Raw genomic sequence first — 14,943 nt, 5'->3', positions numbered from 1 at the left:
ATAAATAAATAATTTCAATAACTTAAAATAATACTTTGACACATTATATGTTTTTCTAAAATCATAATTTTTCATAAGTTTTGCTGATTTTTATTTATCTTTTTTCCTGATTTTAAATTTAAGTTTTCTTATTTTTTTCGAAAAAGAAAACTCTTTAGCTTATGTGTTCATAAATCAACAGTTCTGCAAATTTAGACCTTTATAGGAGCAACACATGCGTACTCACAAAGTAAAACTTTGGACAAAAACATTTGTACTGTCTACAGCGGTTGTGGGTGCCATGATGATGTCGGGCTGTGGCAAAAAAGAGGCTGATGAAAATGTCACCTTAAATATTGGCTTCCAAAAATATGGCTTATTGCCAATTTTAAAAGAACGCGGAACCTTAGAAACAGCCTTAAAAAGCCAAGGTGTAAATATCAAATGGGTGGAATTTCCTGCGGGTCCACAGCTGCTTGAAGGGCTCAATGTGGGCAGCGTGTCATTTGGTGAAGTCGGTGAAGCACCGCCTATCTTTGCTCAAGCCGCTCAAACCGATTTGGTTTACATTGCCAACCAACCTGCAGTTCCAAAAGCTGAAGCGTTAATTGTGCAAAAAGATTCGGCTATTCACAGTATTCAGGACTTAAAAGGTAAACGTGTGGCCTTAAACAAAGGCTCAAACGTGCATTACCTGTTGCTCAAGCTGTTGGAAGCCAATCAGCTTAAATTTAGCGACATCAATGTCGTGTATTTACCACCTGCCGACGCACGTGCTGCTTTTGAAAAAGGTGCCGTTGATGCATGGGTAATTTGGGACCCGTTCCTTTCTGCTGCTGAGCATCAACTTAATGCTCGCAGCATTGCCAATGGCGAAAACTTGGTGAAGAACTACCAGTTCTATTTGGCCGATCGTAAATTTGCTCAGGAAAATCCAAAAGTGCTGCAAGCTGTGGTGAATGAGTTGAATTTGACCACGCAATGGGTCTCAAAAAATCAAGACGAAGCGGCCAAGTTACTCGAAGGCAAAACTGGCTTAGGTCTGGATGTACTTAAAACATCTATTTCACGCTTAGGCAATCAAGTGACGCCGATTACTGCACAAGTGGTGCAGGAGCAGCAGCAAGTCGCTGATGCGTTTTATAACGAAAAATTAATTCCCAATAAATTAAATATTGAGTCGGCCATTATCAAATAAGGCGACCACAGCATAAGGGCGATGCCATGCGTATTCTAAGAACATTTTCCATACTGACTTTAGCCACTTTGGGCCTTGGACTCAGTGCCTGCCAAAAACAAGAAACAGCACAGCAGGATGGTGAAAAACCAGCTGAAACAGCCGTAAAAACCTTGGTTATTGGTTTTCAAAAATCAGCCTTAAATTTGCTAGTTGCCCGTGAACAAAAGCTCTTTGAACAACAATTTCCCGGCGCTCACATTGAGTGGAAGGAATTCCCTGCTGGCCCACAAATGTTAGAAGCTCTTGCGGTTGGTGCGGTGGATTATGGCTATGTCGGCAACACCCCGCCTATTTTTGCCCAAGCTGCCAATAAAGACCTCAATTATATTGGCTATGAAGTGGTGCCTGAACAGTCGCTCGCTGTCGTGATTCCAGCTGATAGCTCAATCAAAACCATTCAAGAATTACGTGGCAAACGCGTTGCTGTACAAAAAGGCTCGAGTGCGCATGAGTTATTAGCCAAAACTTTAGAAAAAGCCGGTTTGACTTGGAATGACATTCAACCGATTTGGATTCCACCAGCAGATGCACGTGCCGCATTTGATAAAAAATCAATTGATGCATGGGCCATTTGGGACCCGTTTTTATCTGCTGCGGAGTTGGATGCTCAGGCTAAAGTGCTGATTCAATCCGGTGATTTTCCAAAGACCTATTCATTTTATGTGGCAAATCCAAAAGTCGTTCAAGCGCACCCTAATGCCCCAGCTAAATTTTTAAAGGCCCTAGATGCTTCCGATCAGTGGATTGTGAAGAACCAAAATGTGGCTTTAGAGATTTATCAAAACAGCACTGGGCTGCAAAAGAATATTGCTGCGCAAGCCTTTTCTCGCCGATCTAAACCATCTCCTGTGCGCCCGCTGACACCTGAGGTCATTCAAGCACAGCAAAATATTGCGGACTTATTTAAACAAGTCCAACTGATTCCAAACAACATTCAAGTCCAAAAGCAAGTTTGGACACCTTCATCACATTGATACCCGAGCCATCAAAAATACAAGGAACTGAACATGAAAATTTTCTGGTTTATCCCTACCCACGGTGACAGTCGCTACTTAGGAACAAGTAAAGGTGCACGCCAAGTCGATCACGCCTACATGAAGCAAATTGCAGTAGCGGTGGATAATCTTGGCTATGAAGGCGTTCTGATTCCAACAGGTCGTTCATGTGAAGATCCATGGCTTACAGCTGCAAGCTTGATTGATGCCACTAAAAATTTAAAATTTCTAGTGGCGCTACGTCCGGGGGTGACAACGCCTGCACTAACTGCACGTATGGCTGCAACTTTTGACCGTTTATCTGGCGGCCGTATCTTACTGAACTTAGTTACAGGCGGTGATGAGCAGGAACTCAAGGGTGATGGTGTCTATGAAGATCACGCAACGCGTTACCAAACAGCTGCTGAATACACCACGATTTGGCGTGAAATTTTAACCCGTTCACATACCGGTGAAAGCTATACCTTCCATGGCGAACGTCTGAGTGTGGACGACGCCAAATTACTTTATCCACCGGTACAAAAACCGTATCCACCACTATGGTTTGGCGGTTCTTCAGAGGCTGCTGTTGAACTGGCAACGGATCAAGTTGACACCTATTTAACTTGGGGTGAGCCACCTGCAGCGGTAAAAGAAAAAATTGCAGTGGTGCGTGAAAAAGCCAAAGCCAAAGGACGTGAACTGAATTATGGCATTCGTTTACATGTCATTGTGCGCGAAACCAATGAAGAGGCATGGAAAGCAGCTGAAGAGCTGATCCAATATGTCGACGATGCCACCATTGCAGCCGCGCAAGCCAAGTTCAAAACCATGGACTCTGTTGGTCAACGCCGTATGGCTGAACTGCACAATGGCGACCGTAGCAAATTAGAAGTATCGCCAAACTTATGGGCCGGTGTTGGATTGGTTCGTGGTGGTGCAGGTACGGCACTCGTTGGTGATCCTGAAACTGTCGCCGCACGTATCCAAGAATATGCCGATCTCGGGATTAGCACCTTTATTTTCTCTGGTTACCCACACCTTGAAGAGTCTATCCGTTTTGCAGAATTAGTGTTCCCATTACTGCCATTGGAAACACGTCAGAAATTGGTTCAACCTAACTTAACCGGCCCATTTGGTGAGATTGTCGCGAACAATTACACACCAGATGAAAATAAAAAAGCTGAAAAGATTCAGGAGCCGGCCTAATGTCCAAAACTGTTTCTGTTGAAACCTTCAAAGCACCGAAGGTTTCACGTGGAACACAACTCGGGCAGCGTTTGCTGCCTTGGTTGTTTCCTATTGCATTAATTATTGTTTGGCAAATTGCCTCTGTTACAGGGCTGTTAGAAAGTCGTATTTTGCCTGCGCCAAGTGCGGTGGTGGTGGCCTTTTGGAACTTACTGATCAGTGGTGAACTGTGGAAGCATGTTCAAATCAGTGCAGGTCGTGCTTTGGTTGGACTTCTAGTCGGCGGTGGTTTAGGTCTTTTTTTAGGGCTGCTGAATGGTTCATCCAAAACAGCATCGACGCTACTCGATACCACGCTGCAAATGATCCGTAACATTCCTGCTCTTGCCCTGATTCCCTTGGTGATTTTATGGTTTGGGATCGATGAATCGGCCAAACTTTTTTTAGTCGCTATTGGCGTATTCTTTCCCATTTATATCAATACCTATCATGGTATTCGTTCTGTAGACCCTCAACTGATTGAAATGGGCAAAAGCTACGGTTTGAGTGGCTGGCAACTGTATAAAGAAATCATTCTACCGGGGGCGATGCCGTCTATTTTGGTTGGTCTGCGTTTTTCACTCGGGCTCATTTGGGTTTTGTTGATTGTGGCAGAAACCATTTCTGCACAAGCCGGCATCGGTTATATGACCATGAATGCACGCGAATTTCTACAAACCGATATCGTCTTGGTCGGGATTTTATTGTATGCCCTACTCGGTAAATTAGCCGATGTACTGGCTGTTGCCTTAGAAAAATATTTACTCCGTTGGCACTCGGGTTACCAAAAATAAGGAGCATGTGATGACCGATTTAAGCATAAGCCGTCATGCAGACGACTCAACCCAACCTCAGCGTTCTTCAGTCGAGGATATCACCCCCCATGCGGTGTTGGGCGCAGAGATCCTGATTGAACAACTACACAAATTTTATGGCGATGTTAAAGTCCTTGAGGACCTTGACCTGCATATTCAACCCGGTGAATTCTTGGCAATTGTCGGTCGTAGTGGCTGTGGTAAAAGTACCCTGCTTCGCCTCATCGCCGACTTAGAAAAACCGAGTTATGGCGAAATTAAATTTAAGTCTGCACGTCATATTCGTGAAGGCATCACCAGTGATGATATTCGTGTGATGTTCCAAGACCCTCGCCTTCTGCCTTGGCGTAGCATTGAGAAAAATGTACAACTTGGTTTAAGCAAAGACCAACATGCCAATGCCACAGCACTCCTCGAGAAAGTTGGTTTAAAAGACAAAGCGGGGCTTTGGCCAACACAGCTATCAGGGGGGCAACGTCAACGTACTGCACTGGCACGTGCTTTGTCACATAAACCACGCATTTTGCTGCTAGATGAACCACTGGGTGCGCTCGATGCCTTAACACGTTTAGATATGCAGAATTTGATTGAAAAACTCTGGACTGAACAAGGGTTTACCGCGATTTTGGTCACGCATGATGTGAGTGAAGCCGTACAGTTGGCAGACCGTATAATCTTGCTTGATAAAGGCCATATTGCCAAAGAATTTAGTGTCGATTTGACCCGTCCACGAAAAAAAGGCATTGAATTTACTGAACTTGAACAACAAGTCTTACAAGCGGTCTTGGCCACTTAAGCTGTACTTGTGCAGGAAATCATCACTTAAACCGTGTGACTTCCTGTCCTATTCAAGAACAATATCGCAACAAAACCATATTTAGCATTGAGGGGAGATTTATCGCCTGTTGACAAATACATCACAAAAATTACGATAAATCATATAAATCCATGACTAAAAATAATGATTTATTTAAATTTCACCCTAAAATGATTATTTGAAATATTATGGTATTCGTCGTATTTATTTGACCGTTGAACAGAATAAACTGCCAAAATTCATAAAATTAGAAACGATGATTGTGCACAAATCTGTTGATTTGCCGTACAATTCAATATTCCCTTTTCATTTTCTTAAAAGAGCTAATGGAACAAAAAAAGAGTACCCAGAAACGCCACCAGTTGCTTAATGCAGCACTGGATGTCTTTTCCCTGTATGGCTTCAATGGCGCCAGCTTGGATGAGATCGCACAGATTGCAGAAATGCATAAATCGAATATTTTCTATTACTATGAAAATAAAGAAGCGCTTTATGTTGAAGTTCTGACAACGGTTCTACAAAAGTGGCTTGCTCCGCTACAAATGTTGGAAGCAGACCTTGAGCCTGAAGAAGCGATCACCAATTATCTATTGCAGAAAATTGAAGTATCTCGTACGCAACCGAAAGCCTCACGTTTGTTCGCACTTGAAGTCATTCAGGGCGCACCACACATTCTTGAAATTTTAAAAGGCCCACTAAAAAAATTAGTTAAACGCAAAGCCAAAGTCATCAGCAACTGGCAAGAGCAAGGTAAAATTTCAAAAGATATTGATCCAGAACTTTTAATTCTGAACATTTGGGCAATTACGCAAAACTATGCTGACTTTGCAACCCAAATGGAAATGGTCACTGGAAAAACCTTACGTAATCGCAGTATGCAACAACGGATTATTCAACATACCGTTCATATGATGCTTTACGGTGTAATTCCACGCCCAGAAAAGTAAATTGAATTGGGTCGAATTGGCATACGACCATAGCATTCTATGGTCGCCGACCGAAATTAGCTAAATGCCTTATTTGACTGTTTGATATAATTTCAATAATTTCTTTGCGCCGAATAATAAATTTTCTTCCCAATCCAGATGCGCTGTGTCATTCGCACCATCGGTAATATATTTTACCGATACAAAGCGAACACCCAGTTTTTTACATACTTTAGCGATTGCGTAGCCTTCCATATCGACAAGATTACACGGTACTTTCGGCAGCCCAGTTTCAAAGCTGTCGCCTGTACCACAAATTCCTTTAGGCAAATGGCTAAACATGCTCTCTGGCTGAATTTCAGCAGGATGATCGGTATCCATCGGCGTCACCCCCACATCAAAACCCAAAGGCGATACATCCATATCCCGTTGTACAAATTGAGCTACTTCAACCAAAGCATGTGCATCAAAATGTGAACTTCCCGCAGTGCCCAAATTCAGCAAAGTATGACATCCGGTTTTTTGAATCACATCAAAGGCTTTAAATGCGGCATTGACTTTACCAATACCACTGTAATGCACTTCAATGCCTGCAGCTTCAAATAAGCCTTTAGATTCACTCGGCAGTGCCATAATTAAAGCGATTTGCTGACGCATAGCGGTCTCCTCAAATTGATGCCTTCATATAGCATACATTTGCACGTGCGCAGAAAAAATCATCTTCAAAAATCACATTGCTCAGAAAAATAAATTCCTCACGCAGATTTCAATGCTATCAAATTTGAAATTGCATCGGACGTTTGCCAATAAATGACGGTGCCAATTGTTGGTCATGACGTAAGGCATCTAAAATCTTCTCTAAGGCAATATGTGCCATATCCCCTCTCACACTATGCGAATGGGTCATCGGCATATGCTCGATGCCAGCTCTTCGCGCTGACAAAATTTTAATGTCTTGTTTGTTGACCACCCAAGTATAGGCATTCACAGCCGGCATCAATGCCTTAGACAACAATTTTGGAATGGGAAATTTATAGCTAACACAGGTATAAACCCTTGACTCAAATGGCCCCACAGGGCTAATCAGACTATTAAACACCATGCCCGACGGCTCTCCCCAATGGTACTCCACCAAGGTAATATTCGGTGCGATAAAACTGTCGCGGTGAACCTGTTCAGCACCATGCGGATTGGTCAGCCATGGCATCATGCCAACATCTGCATCATGGTCATGATAGTCAACGACTACTTTGCGCGGCCCGACATCTATGGTGGCATCCACGGCTTTTCCGGACTCTGAACGAAACCAGCCTTCATGCACAAATATGGTATGAGTCACATCCATAATATTCTGTGCAACAGCGCCCATCTCGCCATCATAACTGCCGACCATGTAATAGCTGACCCAACCGGCTTGATCATAAAATGGTAATTTAAATATTTCTGGGCGTTCTTGTTTTGGCTTTTCACCGAGATAAATCCATACCACCCCATCTTGCTCACACACATCAAAACTACGCTGTTTAAAGGGATGCGGTTTTTCTGGAAAAAATTGTCCATTGACACTGGGAATATGCGCCACATGGCCATCACCCTGATACGACCAACCATGATATGGACATGTCACGCAGCCATCAGTCATTTTACCCTGAGACAAAGGCACACCACGATGCACACATTGATCGAGCAATGCAGCGGCTCTTCCATCTTTTTGTCGGAACAGGACAATTTTTTTACCATACAGGGTGGCTGAAAAAGGTTGATCTTTTTTGAGTTCTTTAGAGGTACAAGCGACGTACCATTCTTCTAATAATCCTTTGGCATCATCCCAAAAACGGGTTTGATTACACATAATTCGATCCTTATTTTTATCTTTTTTGTTTTAATCCATATGCCTTGCTCTAGCACCTACACTACAAGCAAGTTTATATCTCGAAGCCAGTTGATCTCTCGAAAATACGCGCAAATTTTATACATGAATGTTTTGCTTGGATAGCAAAATAACGTAACTGCATCACACGCTTGCAGAAGCTCTATATTTGTTTGTTGAAATCCGTCAAAGCCAACGCGCTATATTTTTCTTCAACGGATTTACATTCACCCGACATCATTTAAGATGTGCTCTGAGCATCACAATACGCTTTTAAACACGGAGAAAAAAATAAGCTGCCACGATAAAACCCTTGTATGGTTTTCAGCATCACCAATAACCAAAGCGTACAGAGCAAAACTGCAAAAAAGGTGCCGCACTGTTGGATAGCATTTAATTGCGTATGTTCCGCCAAATTGATGACCGCCAAACTAAAAACGCCGAATGGAAATGTCATCGCCCACCACCCGAGATTAAAGAGTAAATCTCGTAAATGTTTTAGCGTGATGAGTATAGCGATTCCAAACCACCATATACCAAATCCGAGCAGAACAAGGGCTGCGAACACACCGCCTTGAAGCAACACCTGTCCTAAATCTGCCAAGTCTACTGCTGTCAAAATACGTGGGGCTTGCTCGCCCAAAAGTAACAGCGCTAAAGCCCCTGTCCCAATCGGTCCTAAGGCCAACCAACTGCTGATCGCCATTTCCTTACTTGGCAATTGATGTAAAGCCAGACGCAGCAACAAGATACTTAAGATGGCAAATGCAGGAAATACTGAGATTCCCCAGAAAAATATGGACAGCATGGGCCTGTGCAGGTAAATGCGCCAACAATAAACCACCTGAACTGGCAGCCACCTCGCAAGCCACTATCGGCAATAACCATACTGCGGTCATGCCTTGCAGCGCATGTTGCTGACGACTAAACATCAGAAAGGGAACACACCATGCAATCGCAATTGCCATCAACACATCGACATACCATAAATATTCAGCCCATGTGATGATGCTTACGCCCAAAAACTCAGTGTACAGCGTGGTGCCAAATTTCAATGCGCCATTGATCAGGGTTGCCAGTGCCATGGGGATTGCCCCAAGAAATAAACTCATCACCGGATGCTGGAAAATCTGCTTGGCTTCTTGTGGATACAAGATCCATCGGCTGAGATACATCCCACTAAACAATATGAACAACACGATGCTGATCTGCCACAGCGCTGCTCCGAAGGACCACATCCACTGCGGCGCCACCGCTATAGATGGTAAAATGAGGGCCACCACACCTGTGCCCATCACCACCGTAAACCAGTTTGGGGTGAAATGACGAATCAAGTCTTGTTTATGCTGGAGTTGATAAAATGGCATTTTCATCGCATGATGCTCATCAAAATGGAATGTCTATAGTTTAAGCACACCATTAAACAAGAAAAATTGATTAATATTTATTTTTATAATTTATTTTATTGATAGTAAATTCATCTCTGCATAAAAAAACTTGAGTAAAAACACAACAACAAGACGAACGCAGAAGATTATGGCAATATATAGCCCTCAAACATTTTCAACAATTGATTCGCCCATGAAGCTGCTCCGTCTGAATGCTTTAGCGCCCCACTTAGAACTCCCCAAAACTGCCGTGACCATTGGCAATTTTGATGGTGTACATTTGGGTCATCAAGCGATGGTCAGCCAGCTAAAAGACATAGCACAGCAACAAAACTTAAAAACAGCTGTGATGATTTTTGAGCCACAACCGCTTGAATTCTTTAAAGCTTATGATGCACCGCCTCGAATCAGTTCACTACGTGAAAAAGTCGAATATTTAACTGAACTAGGCGTCGACTATATTGTGGTGGCGAAATTTGACAATGCCTTTCGTAATCTCAGCGCCGAAGAATTTGCCGATATTTTAAAAAATAAACTCAATACACAAAGTTTAGTTTTGGGCGAAGATCATCACTTTGGCAAAAACCGCCAAGGCAATAGCGAATTTTTACGCCAATACGGCTTCCAAGTCACAGCCCTGCAAAATGTCGAAGTTGATGGCGAACGTGTCAGTTCGACACTGGTTCGTCAGACATTACAAGCAGGCGACCTTGCCCATGCCGCAAAACTTTTAGGTCGTCCTTATAGCATCACCGGTCGTGTGCAGTATGGCGATCAAATCGGTCGCACCATTAATTTTCCTACCATTAATGTGCGTTTAAACCGTCATAAACCTTGTTTAAATGGCATTTATGCAGTCGATGTCATTTGTGAAACCGAATCTTTAACAGATAAAGTAAAAAACGAAAATGCTGACAAATTAGGGGTTGCAGGTTATGCACCCTCTGCCCTGTTTGGTGCAGGGCATGTTGGTACGCGTCCCGCGATTAAACAGGAACATCCTGAATGGCGATTAGAAGTACATTTTCCTGATGTTTCTGCTAATCTGTATGGCCTGTTAATGCGGGTGACGTTCTTGAACTTTTTACATGGCGAAAAGGACTACCCTTCGCTTGAAGCATTGAAAGCCGGAATTGATGACGACGTCGAAAAACTCCTTGAGTTTCGAGGTCAGCACCCTCATTTCCCCTTTTAAACCCCGATTATTTATTGTAAAACGCGTCAGTCAACGGGCTGATAAATTTGGAAGACAACTTGCATGAGCGATAAGCAAACTCCTGAAAATGCAGTGGATTATAAAGCCACGCTAAACCTCCCAGGTACTGAATTTGCGATGAAAGCAAATCTCGCAGTACGTGAAGCGAAATGGTTAGAAGAGTGGTATGCCGACAACATTTATCAGCAGATTCGTGCATCGCGTATTGGCAAGAAAAAATATGTGCTTCATGACGGCCCTCCATACGCAAATGGCCAAATCCACTTAGGCCATGCGGTAAACAAAGTCCTGAAAGACATCATCATCAAAAGCCGTGTAATGGACGGTTTTGACGCGCCGTATGTGCCGGGCTGGGACTGTCACGGTCTTCCAATCGAACTGAAAGTTGAAGAAAAAGTCGGTAAAGTCGGCGTGAAAGTAGATGCCTCAACTTTCCGTAAAGCATGCCGTGAATATGCTTACACCCAAGTCGAATTACAAAAGAAAGACTTCGTGCGTATGGGCGTATTTGGTGATTGGGACAATCCGTACCTCACCATGAACTTCAAACAAGAAGCCGACATCGTTCGTTCGCTCGGTGAGATTGCCAAAGCAGGCCATATTGAGCCGGGTCTTAAACCTGTGAACTGGTGTTTGGACTGTGGTTCTGCCTTAGCTGAAGCTGAAGTGGAATACGAAGACAAAAAATCAGATGCGATTGACGTTGGTTTTAGCGTTGTTGATTTAGCTGATTTATCTGCACGCCTAGGTGTTACAGTTAGCGATTCTACAGATATCGTGATCTGGACAACTACGCCTTGGACCATGCCTGCCAACCAAGCGGTTGCTCTACACGCTGAGCTTGAATACCAATTGGTGAAAGCAACTGGCGAAGACAAAGCAGCGCAAAACTTCATCCTTGCAAAATCATTGGTTGAATCTGCAACTCAGCGTTATGGTTTTAACGCAGTAGAAGTGATTGCTGAATTTGCTGGTGCAAAACTTGAAAATCTAGTACTACAACATCCGTTAATTGCTGAACGCCAAGTGCCAGTGATTTTGGGTGAGCATGTCACAGACGGCAGTGGTACAGGTGCTGTGCATACCGCGCCAGGCCATGGTGTGGACGACTATAAAGTTGGCTTACAGTACAACCTGAAAGTCGACAATCCAGTTGGCGGCAACGGTGTATATTTACCGACTGCGCCAATTTTTGCAGGCGAACACATCTACAAAGCCAATCCAAAAATCATTGCTGCTTTAACCGAAGCAGGCAAACTTTGGGCACATGTGGTGATCAAACATAGCTACCCACATTGCTGGCGCCATAAAACACCGATTATCTTCCGTGCAACACCGCAATGGTTCATCAGCATGGATGCAAAAGGTTTACGCCAAGGTGCATTGAACGCGATTGAAAATGACATCAGCTTCGTACCGGATTGGGGTAAAAACCGTATCCAATCGATGATTGAAGGTCGTCCAGATTGGTGTATCTCACGTCAACGTACATGGGGCGTGCCAATTCCATTCTTCGTGCATAAAGATACCAACGAACTTCACCCGCGTACCCCTGAGCTAATCGAAGAAGTCGCGAAGCTGATTGAACAAGAAGGTATTGACGGTTGGTATAACCGTGATGCGTCTGAGTTTATCGGTGCAGATGCAGAGCAGTACAATGCAGTTCGTGACACTCTAGACGTTTGGTTTGACTCTGGAACAACACACTTTGCAGTACTTCGTGAACATGAAGAATTGCAAGACCCTGCTGACTTGTACCTTGAAGGTTCTGACCAACATCGTGGCTGGTTCCAATCTTCATTGTTAACATCTATGGCGATTAATAACCGCGCACCTTACAAAGGCTTATTGACTCACGGCTTCGTTGTGGACGAAAAAGGCCGCAAAATGTCGAAGTCGATCGGTAACGTGATCACTCCGCAAGACATCATTAAAGACATGGGTGCAGATGGCCTACGTTTCTGGATTGCGTCTGCAGACTACCGTTATGAAATGACTGCAGGTAAAGAAATCTTCAGCCGTGCATCAGATGGTTACCGCCGTATCCGTAATACGTTGCGTTTCTTGTTGGCTAACTTGAATGGCTTCAAACCATCGACTGATGCTTTGCCTGTCGATCAATTGATCGCACTGGATCAATACATCTTGCAACGTGCTGCGGAAGTACAAAAAACTATTCAACAAGCTTATGAAGATATGAACTTCCATATCGTGACTAGCGCATTGACCAACTTCTGTATTAATGACTTGGGTGGTTTCTATCTCGACATCATCAAAGACCGTCAGTACACCACCAAAGCAGACTCAGCAGCGCGTCATTCTGCACAAACGGCGTTGTATCACTTGGTTCAAGCCTTTGTCCGTTGGATGTCTCCTATCTTGAGCTTTACCGCACAAGAAGCTTGGCCGTTGATTCCAGAGCAATCTGAGAAATATGTATTTACTGCGGAGTGGTATGACATTCCTGTAGCCTCTACAGCGAATCTGGTGACTGAAGCTGAATGGCAAACCTTGATCACCGTCAAATCTGCGGTGAACAAGTTTATTGAAGCTGCACGTACTGCAAAAACTGTGGGTTCAAACTTGTCTGCCAAAGTTGAACTTTGGGCCAATGCTGAGCTGAAAGCTGTTTTAGACAAATTCGGTGAAGAACTGCGTTTTGTCCTCATCACTTCTCAAGTGATTGTCAATGCGTTTGATGCAGCGCAAGGTGAAGCCTCTGACCTTGACGGTTTAAATGTCAAAGTCTCTGCTGCTGATGGTGAAAAATGTGCACGCTGCTGGCATGTACTGCCAGATGTGAATACACATCACGAACATCCAGGTCTTTGTTCTCGTTGTATTATTAACCTTCCTACAGGTCAAGGCGAAGAGAGAAAATATGCCTAATCCACAAGAAAAAAAGGGCTTCTTTCAATTCTACCCACACAATTTAGTGTGGGTGGGCTTATCCATTGTTGCCATTATTTTGGATCAATGGACCAAATGGATTGCAAGTACACATCTGAACTACGCAGATCCTGTACCTGTCATGCCCTTTTTAAATTGGACATTACTACATAACTATGGCGCTGCCTTTAGTTTCTTGTCCGATGCCGGTGGATGGCAACGTTATTTCTTTACTTCACTCGCAGGACTTGTGTCTGTCATTTTTGTATTTTGGCTCATGCGTATGCCAAAAAACGTGAAAGTCCTTCCAATTGCCATTGCCCTGATTTTAGGCGGCGCAATCGGCAACTTAATTGACCGCGTATCTTTAGGTTATGTGGTGGATTTCATTCACGTGTATTACAACAACAGCCACTTTCCTGCATTTAATATTGCAGACAGTGCCATTACATTAGGCACGATTCTGCTTCTTATCGATACGTTTTTCTTAGAAAAACACCGAATTCAACGTGCGGAAGCGCAAAATGACTGATTTTATCAATCCTAACGAGGAAACTCGTATTGAAGAAGGTTCTAAAGTAGACCTTCACTTTTCTGTTGCTATTGAAAATGGCGTAGAAATTGACAATACCCGTAGCCGTGCTGAACCTGTCAGCCTTGTCATGGGTGATGGCAGCTTATTACCGGGTTTTGAGAAAGCTTTATTCGGTTTACGTGCAGGTGACCGCCGTACTGTGAGCCTTCCTCCTGAAGATGCTTTTGGTCCATGGAACCCGGAAAACGTACAAAAATTTGATACTGTCAAATTTGAGCAACGTCCTGTTGAAGGCCATATGATTGAGTTTGAAGATAAAGCCAAACAAAGTCTGTATGGGGTGATCAAAACTGTAGGTGAAGACATTACCGAAGTGGATTTCAACCACCCTCTAGCCGGTAAAAATATCACCTTTGAAGTTGAAATTTTCAAAGTGACCCCTGCCGGTCAACAAGGCGTGAAACTGATCTAAGTTTCAGCAAATGAAAGCTCCTTCGGGAGCTTTTTTTTATCACTATTTTTATAACTATCAATCGACTCGATACATTTTCTGTATATGCAACGGACCGAATTCATATTAATTTAATGCAAGACTTTAAAACAAGACGGGAAATACCATGAAACTTCATATTATTGTCGGCAGTGTCCGCGAAGGCCGCACGGCAATTAAGATTGCCAACTGGCTACTTTCAGAAATCGAAAGCTATGACTACAGTACCGTAGAAACTGAAATTGTCGATTTAAAAGAATGGGATCTGCCTATTTTTGCAGGCGCACATCCACCATTAACCGGGATTTATGACCAACCCAAACAACAAGCATGGGCAGTTGACATCCTCACCCCCTTAAAAGAGGGTGATTCCTACAGCTAGACGCTTATGCCCAAGCGCAAGAATGTTTAGAGCTGAGTTTATATCTCGATCATGAGCTGTACCATAGCTCATGCACTCCCATTCTCTTATTCCAAGATCTGTCTTACCTTTTGGACTACTTGAGGTGATCTCACCGCAGCACGAACAGATTTGGGTGGTATAGGCTTCTTGGACTTCTTCAAACAATACGCC

At 43.5% G+C, this 14,943-nt stretch carries 13 protein-coding genes and 2 pseudogenes; 11 read left to right on the top strand and 4 right to left on the bottom strand.

Annotated features, from left to right (window positions below; genetic code table 11):
- Positions 1–214 precede the first annotated feature (214 nt).
- The 6 genes from FTU64_RS10625 (at position 215) to FTU64_RS10600 (ending at position 6,002) form a co-directional block, all read left to right on the top strand.
- On the top strand, positions 215–1,177 hold the full coding sequence (locus FTU64_RS10625) for a sulfonate ABC transporter substrate-binding protein (protein ID WP_180059735.1): 963 nt from the start codon (positions 215–217) through the stop codon (positions 1,175–1,177).
- 26 nt (positions 1,178–1,203) lie between these two features.
- Positions 1,204–2,193: an aliphatic sulfonate ABC transporter substrate-binding protein gene (locus tag FTU64_RS10620; protein ID WP_111886024.1), complete on the top strand. Its 990-nt coding sequence runs from the start codon at positions 1,204–1,206 to the stop codon at positions 2,191–2,193.
- Positions 2,194–2,226: 33 nt separating this feature from the next.
- Positions 2,227–3,402 (top strand): FMNH2-dependent alkanesulfonate monooxygenase, encoded by a 1,176-nt coding sequence (ssuD, locus tag FTU64_RS10615; RefSeq protein ID WP_168379803.1) that lies wholly within the window; start codon positions 2,227–2,229, stop codon positions 3,400–3,402.
- Positions 3,402–4,217, top strand: coding sequence for an aliphatic sulfonate ABC transporter permease SsuC (gene ssuC, locus FTU64_RS10610; RefSeq protein ID WP_180059734.1), 816 nt, complete (start codon positions 3,402–3,404; stop codon positions 4,215–4,217). The genes ssuD and ssuC overlap by 1 nt, the downstream gene beginning before the upstream one ends.
- Positions 4,218–4,227: 10 nt before the next feature.
- The gene (locus FTU64_RS10605) at positions 4,228–5,034 is read left to right on the top strand and encodes an ABC transporter ATP-binding protein (RefSeq protein ID WP_180059733.1); all 807 of its coding nucleotides are present in this window, start codon (positions 4,228–4,230) and stop codon (positions 5,032–5,034) included.
- A 347-nt stretch (positions 5,035–5,381) separates the two neighbouring features.
- Positions 5,382–6,002 carry a TetR/AcrR family transcriptional regulator gene (locus tag FTU64_RS10600; protein WP_078190649.1) on the top strand — a complete coding sequence of 207 codons (621 nt, stop codon included), beginning with the start codon at positions 5,382–5,384 and terminating at the stop codon, positions 6,000–6,002.
- Between the two features lie 69 nt (positions 6,003–6,071).
- Here the strand turns inward: FTU64_RS10600 and FTU64_RS10595 are convergent, their stop codons facing one another.
- The 3 genes and pseudogenes from FTU64_RS10595 to FTU64_RS10585 form a co-directional block, all read right to left on the bottom strand.
- A complete protein-coding gene (locus tag FTU64_RS10595; RefSeq protein WP_111886021.1) occupies positions 6,072–6,638 on the bottom strand; it encodes a 5'-nucleosidase in 567 nt (188 codons plus the stop codon).
- A gap of 118 nt (positions 6,639–6,756) precedes the next feature.
- Positions 6,757–7,833 carry an aromatic ring-hydroxylating dioxygenase subunit alpha gene (locus FTU64_RS10590; RefSeq protein WP_180054141.1) on the bottom strand — a complete coding sequence of 359 codons (1,077 nt, stop codon included), beginning with the start codon at positions 7,831–7,833 and terminating at the stop codon, positions 6,757–6,759.
- A 259-nt stretch (positions 7,834–8,092) separates the two neighbouring features.
- Positions 8,093–9,224 (bottom strand): annotated as a pseudogene (locus FTU64_RS10585) (TDT family transporter).
- Between the two features lie 208 nt (positions 9,225–9,432).
- On the opposite strand from FTU64_RS10585, the gene ribF reads away from it, so the two are divergent.
- From ribF to FTU64_RS10560, 5 genes and pseudogenes are all read left to right on the top strand, one after another.
- Positions 9,433–10,434, top strand: a complete 1,002-nt coding sequence (gene ribF / locus FTU64_RS10580; protein ID WP_168379800.1) for a riboflavin biosynthesis protein RibF — start codon at positions 9,433–9,435, stop codon at positions 10,432–10,434.
- 63 nt (positions 10,435–10,497) lie between these two features.
- Positions 10,498–13,344 (top strand): isoleucine--tRNA ligase, encoded by a 2,847-nt coding sequence (ileS, locus tag FTU64_RS10575; RefSeq protein WP_180054139.1) that lies wholly within the window; start codon positions 10,498–10,500, stop codon positions 13,342–13,344.
- Entirely contained in the window at positions 13,337–13,876 is a 540-nt protein-coding gene (lspA, locus tag FTU64_RS10570; RefSeq protein WP_078190655.1) for a signal peptidase II, read from the top strand. The genes ileS and lspA overlap by 8 nt, the downstream gene beginning before the upstream one ends.
- Positions 13,869–14,351 (top strand): peptidylprolyl isomerase, encoded by a 483-nt coding sequence (locus tag FTU64_RS10565; protein WP_078190656.1) that lies wholly within the window; start codon positions 13,869–13,871, stop codon positions 14,349–14,351. Before lspA ends, FTU64_RS10565 begins: the two co-directional genes overlap by 8 nt.
- A gap of 145 nt (positions 14,352–14,496) precedes the next feature.
- Positions 14,497–14,706 (top strand): annotated as a pseudogene (locus FTU64_RS10560) (NADPH-dependent FMN reductase); the annotation flags it as partial.
- A gap of 18 nt (positions 14,707–14,724) precedes the next feature.
- Here the strand turns inward: FTU64_RS10560 and FTU64_RS10555 are convergent.
- The coding region (locus tag FTU64_RS10555; protein WP_180059732.1) for a zinc ribbon domain-containing protein at positions 14,725–14,943 on the bottom strand (219 nt) is incomplete at its 5' end.

The sequence above is a fragment of the Acinetobacter sp. YH12128 genome, from assembly GCF_013418655.1.
Lineage (GTDB): Bacteria > Pseudomonadota > Gammaproteobacteria > Pseudomonadales > Moraxellaceae > Acinetobacter > Acinetobacter amyesii.
The sequence above is the reverse complement of the archived record's forward strand: the minus strand, read 5'-3'. Positions and strand labels throughout refer to the sequence as shown.

What these genes read in the sequence shown, in the direction of transcription:
- FTU64_RS10625 (WP_180059735.1), top strand. Translation starts at nt 215, where the DNA reads ATGCGTACTCACAAAGTAAAACTTTGGACAAAAACATTTGTACTGTCT.
- FTU64_RS10620 (WP_111886024.1), top strand. Translation starts at nt 1,204, where the DNA reads ATGCGTATTCTAAGAACATTTTCCATACTGACTTTAGCCACTTTGGGC.
- ssuD (WP_168379803.1), top strand. Translation starts at nt 2,227, where the DNA reads ATGAAAATTTTCTGGTTTATCCCTACCCACGGTGACAGTCGCTACTTA.
- ssuC (WP_180059734.1), top strand. Translation starts at nt 3,402, where the DNA reads ATGTCCAAAACTGTTTCTGTTGAAACCTTCAAAGCACCGAAGGTTTCA.
- FTU64_RS10605 (WP_180059733.1), top strand. Translation starts at nt 4,228, where the DNA reads ATGACCGATTTAAGCATAAGCCGTCATGCAGACGACTCAACCCAACCT.
- FTU64_RS10600 (WP_078190649.1), top strand. Translation starts at nt 5,382, where the DNA reads ATGGAACAAAAAAAGAGTACCCAGAAACGCCACCAGTTGCTTAATGCA.
- FTU64_RS10595 (WP_111886021.1), bottom strand. Translation starts at nt 6,638, where the DNA reads ATGCGTCAGCAAATCGCTTTAATTATGGCACTGCCGAGTGAATCTAAA.
- FTU64_RS10590 (WP_180054141.1), bottom strand. Translation starts at nt 7,833, where the DNA reads ATGTGTAATCAAACCCGTTTTTGGGATGATGCCAAAGGATTATTAGAA.
- ribF (WP_168379800.1), top strand. Translation starts at nt 9,433, where the DNA reads ATGAAGCTGCTCCGTCTGAATGCTTTAGCGCCCCACTTAGAACTCCCC.
- ileS (WP_180054139.1), top strand. Translation starts at nt 10,498, where the DNA reads ATGAGCGATAAGCAAACTCCTGAAAATGCAGTGGATTATAAAGCCACG.
- lspA (WP_078190655.1), top strand. Translation starts at nt 13,337, where the DNA reads ATGCCTAATCCACAAGAAAAAAAGGGCTTCTTTCAATTCTACCCACAC.
- FTU64_RS10565 (WP_078190656.1), top strand. Translation starts at nt 13,869, where the DNA reads ATGACTGATTTTATCAATCCTAACGAGGAAACTCGTATTGAAGAAGGT.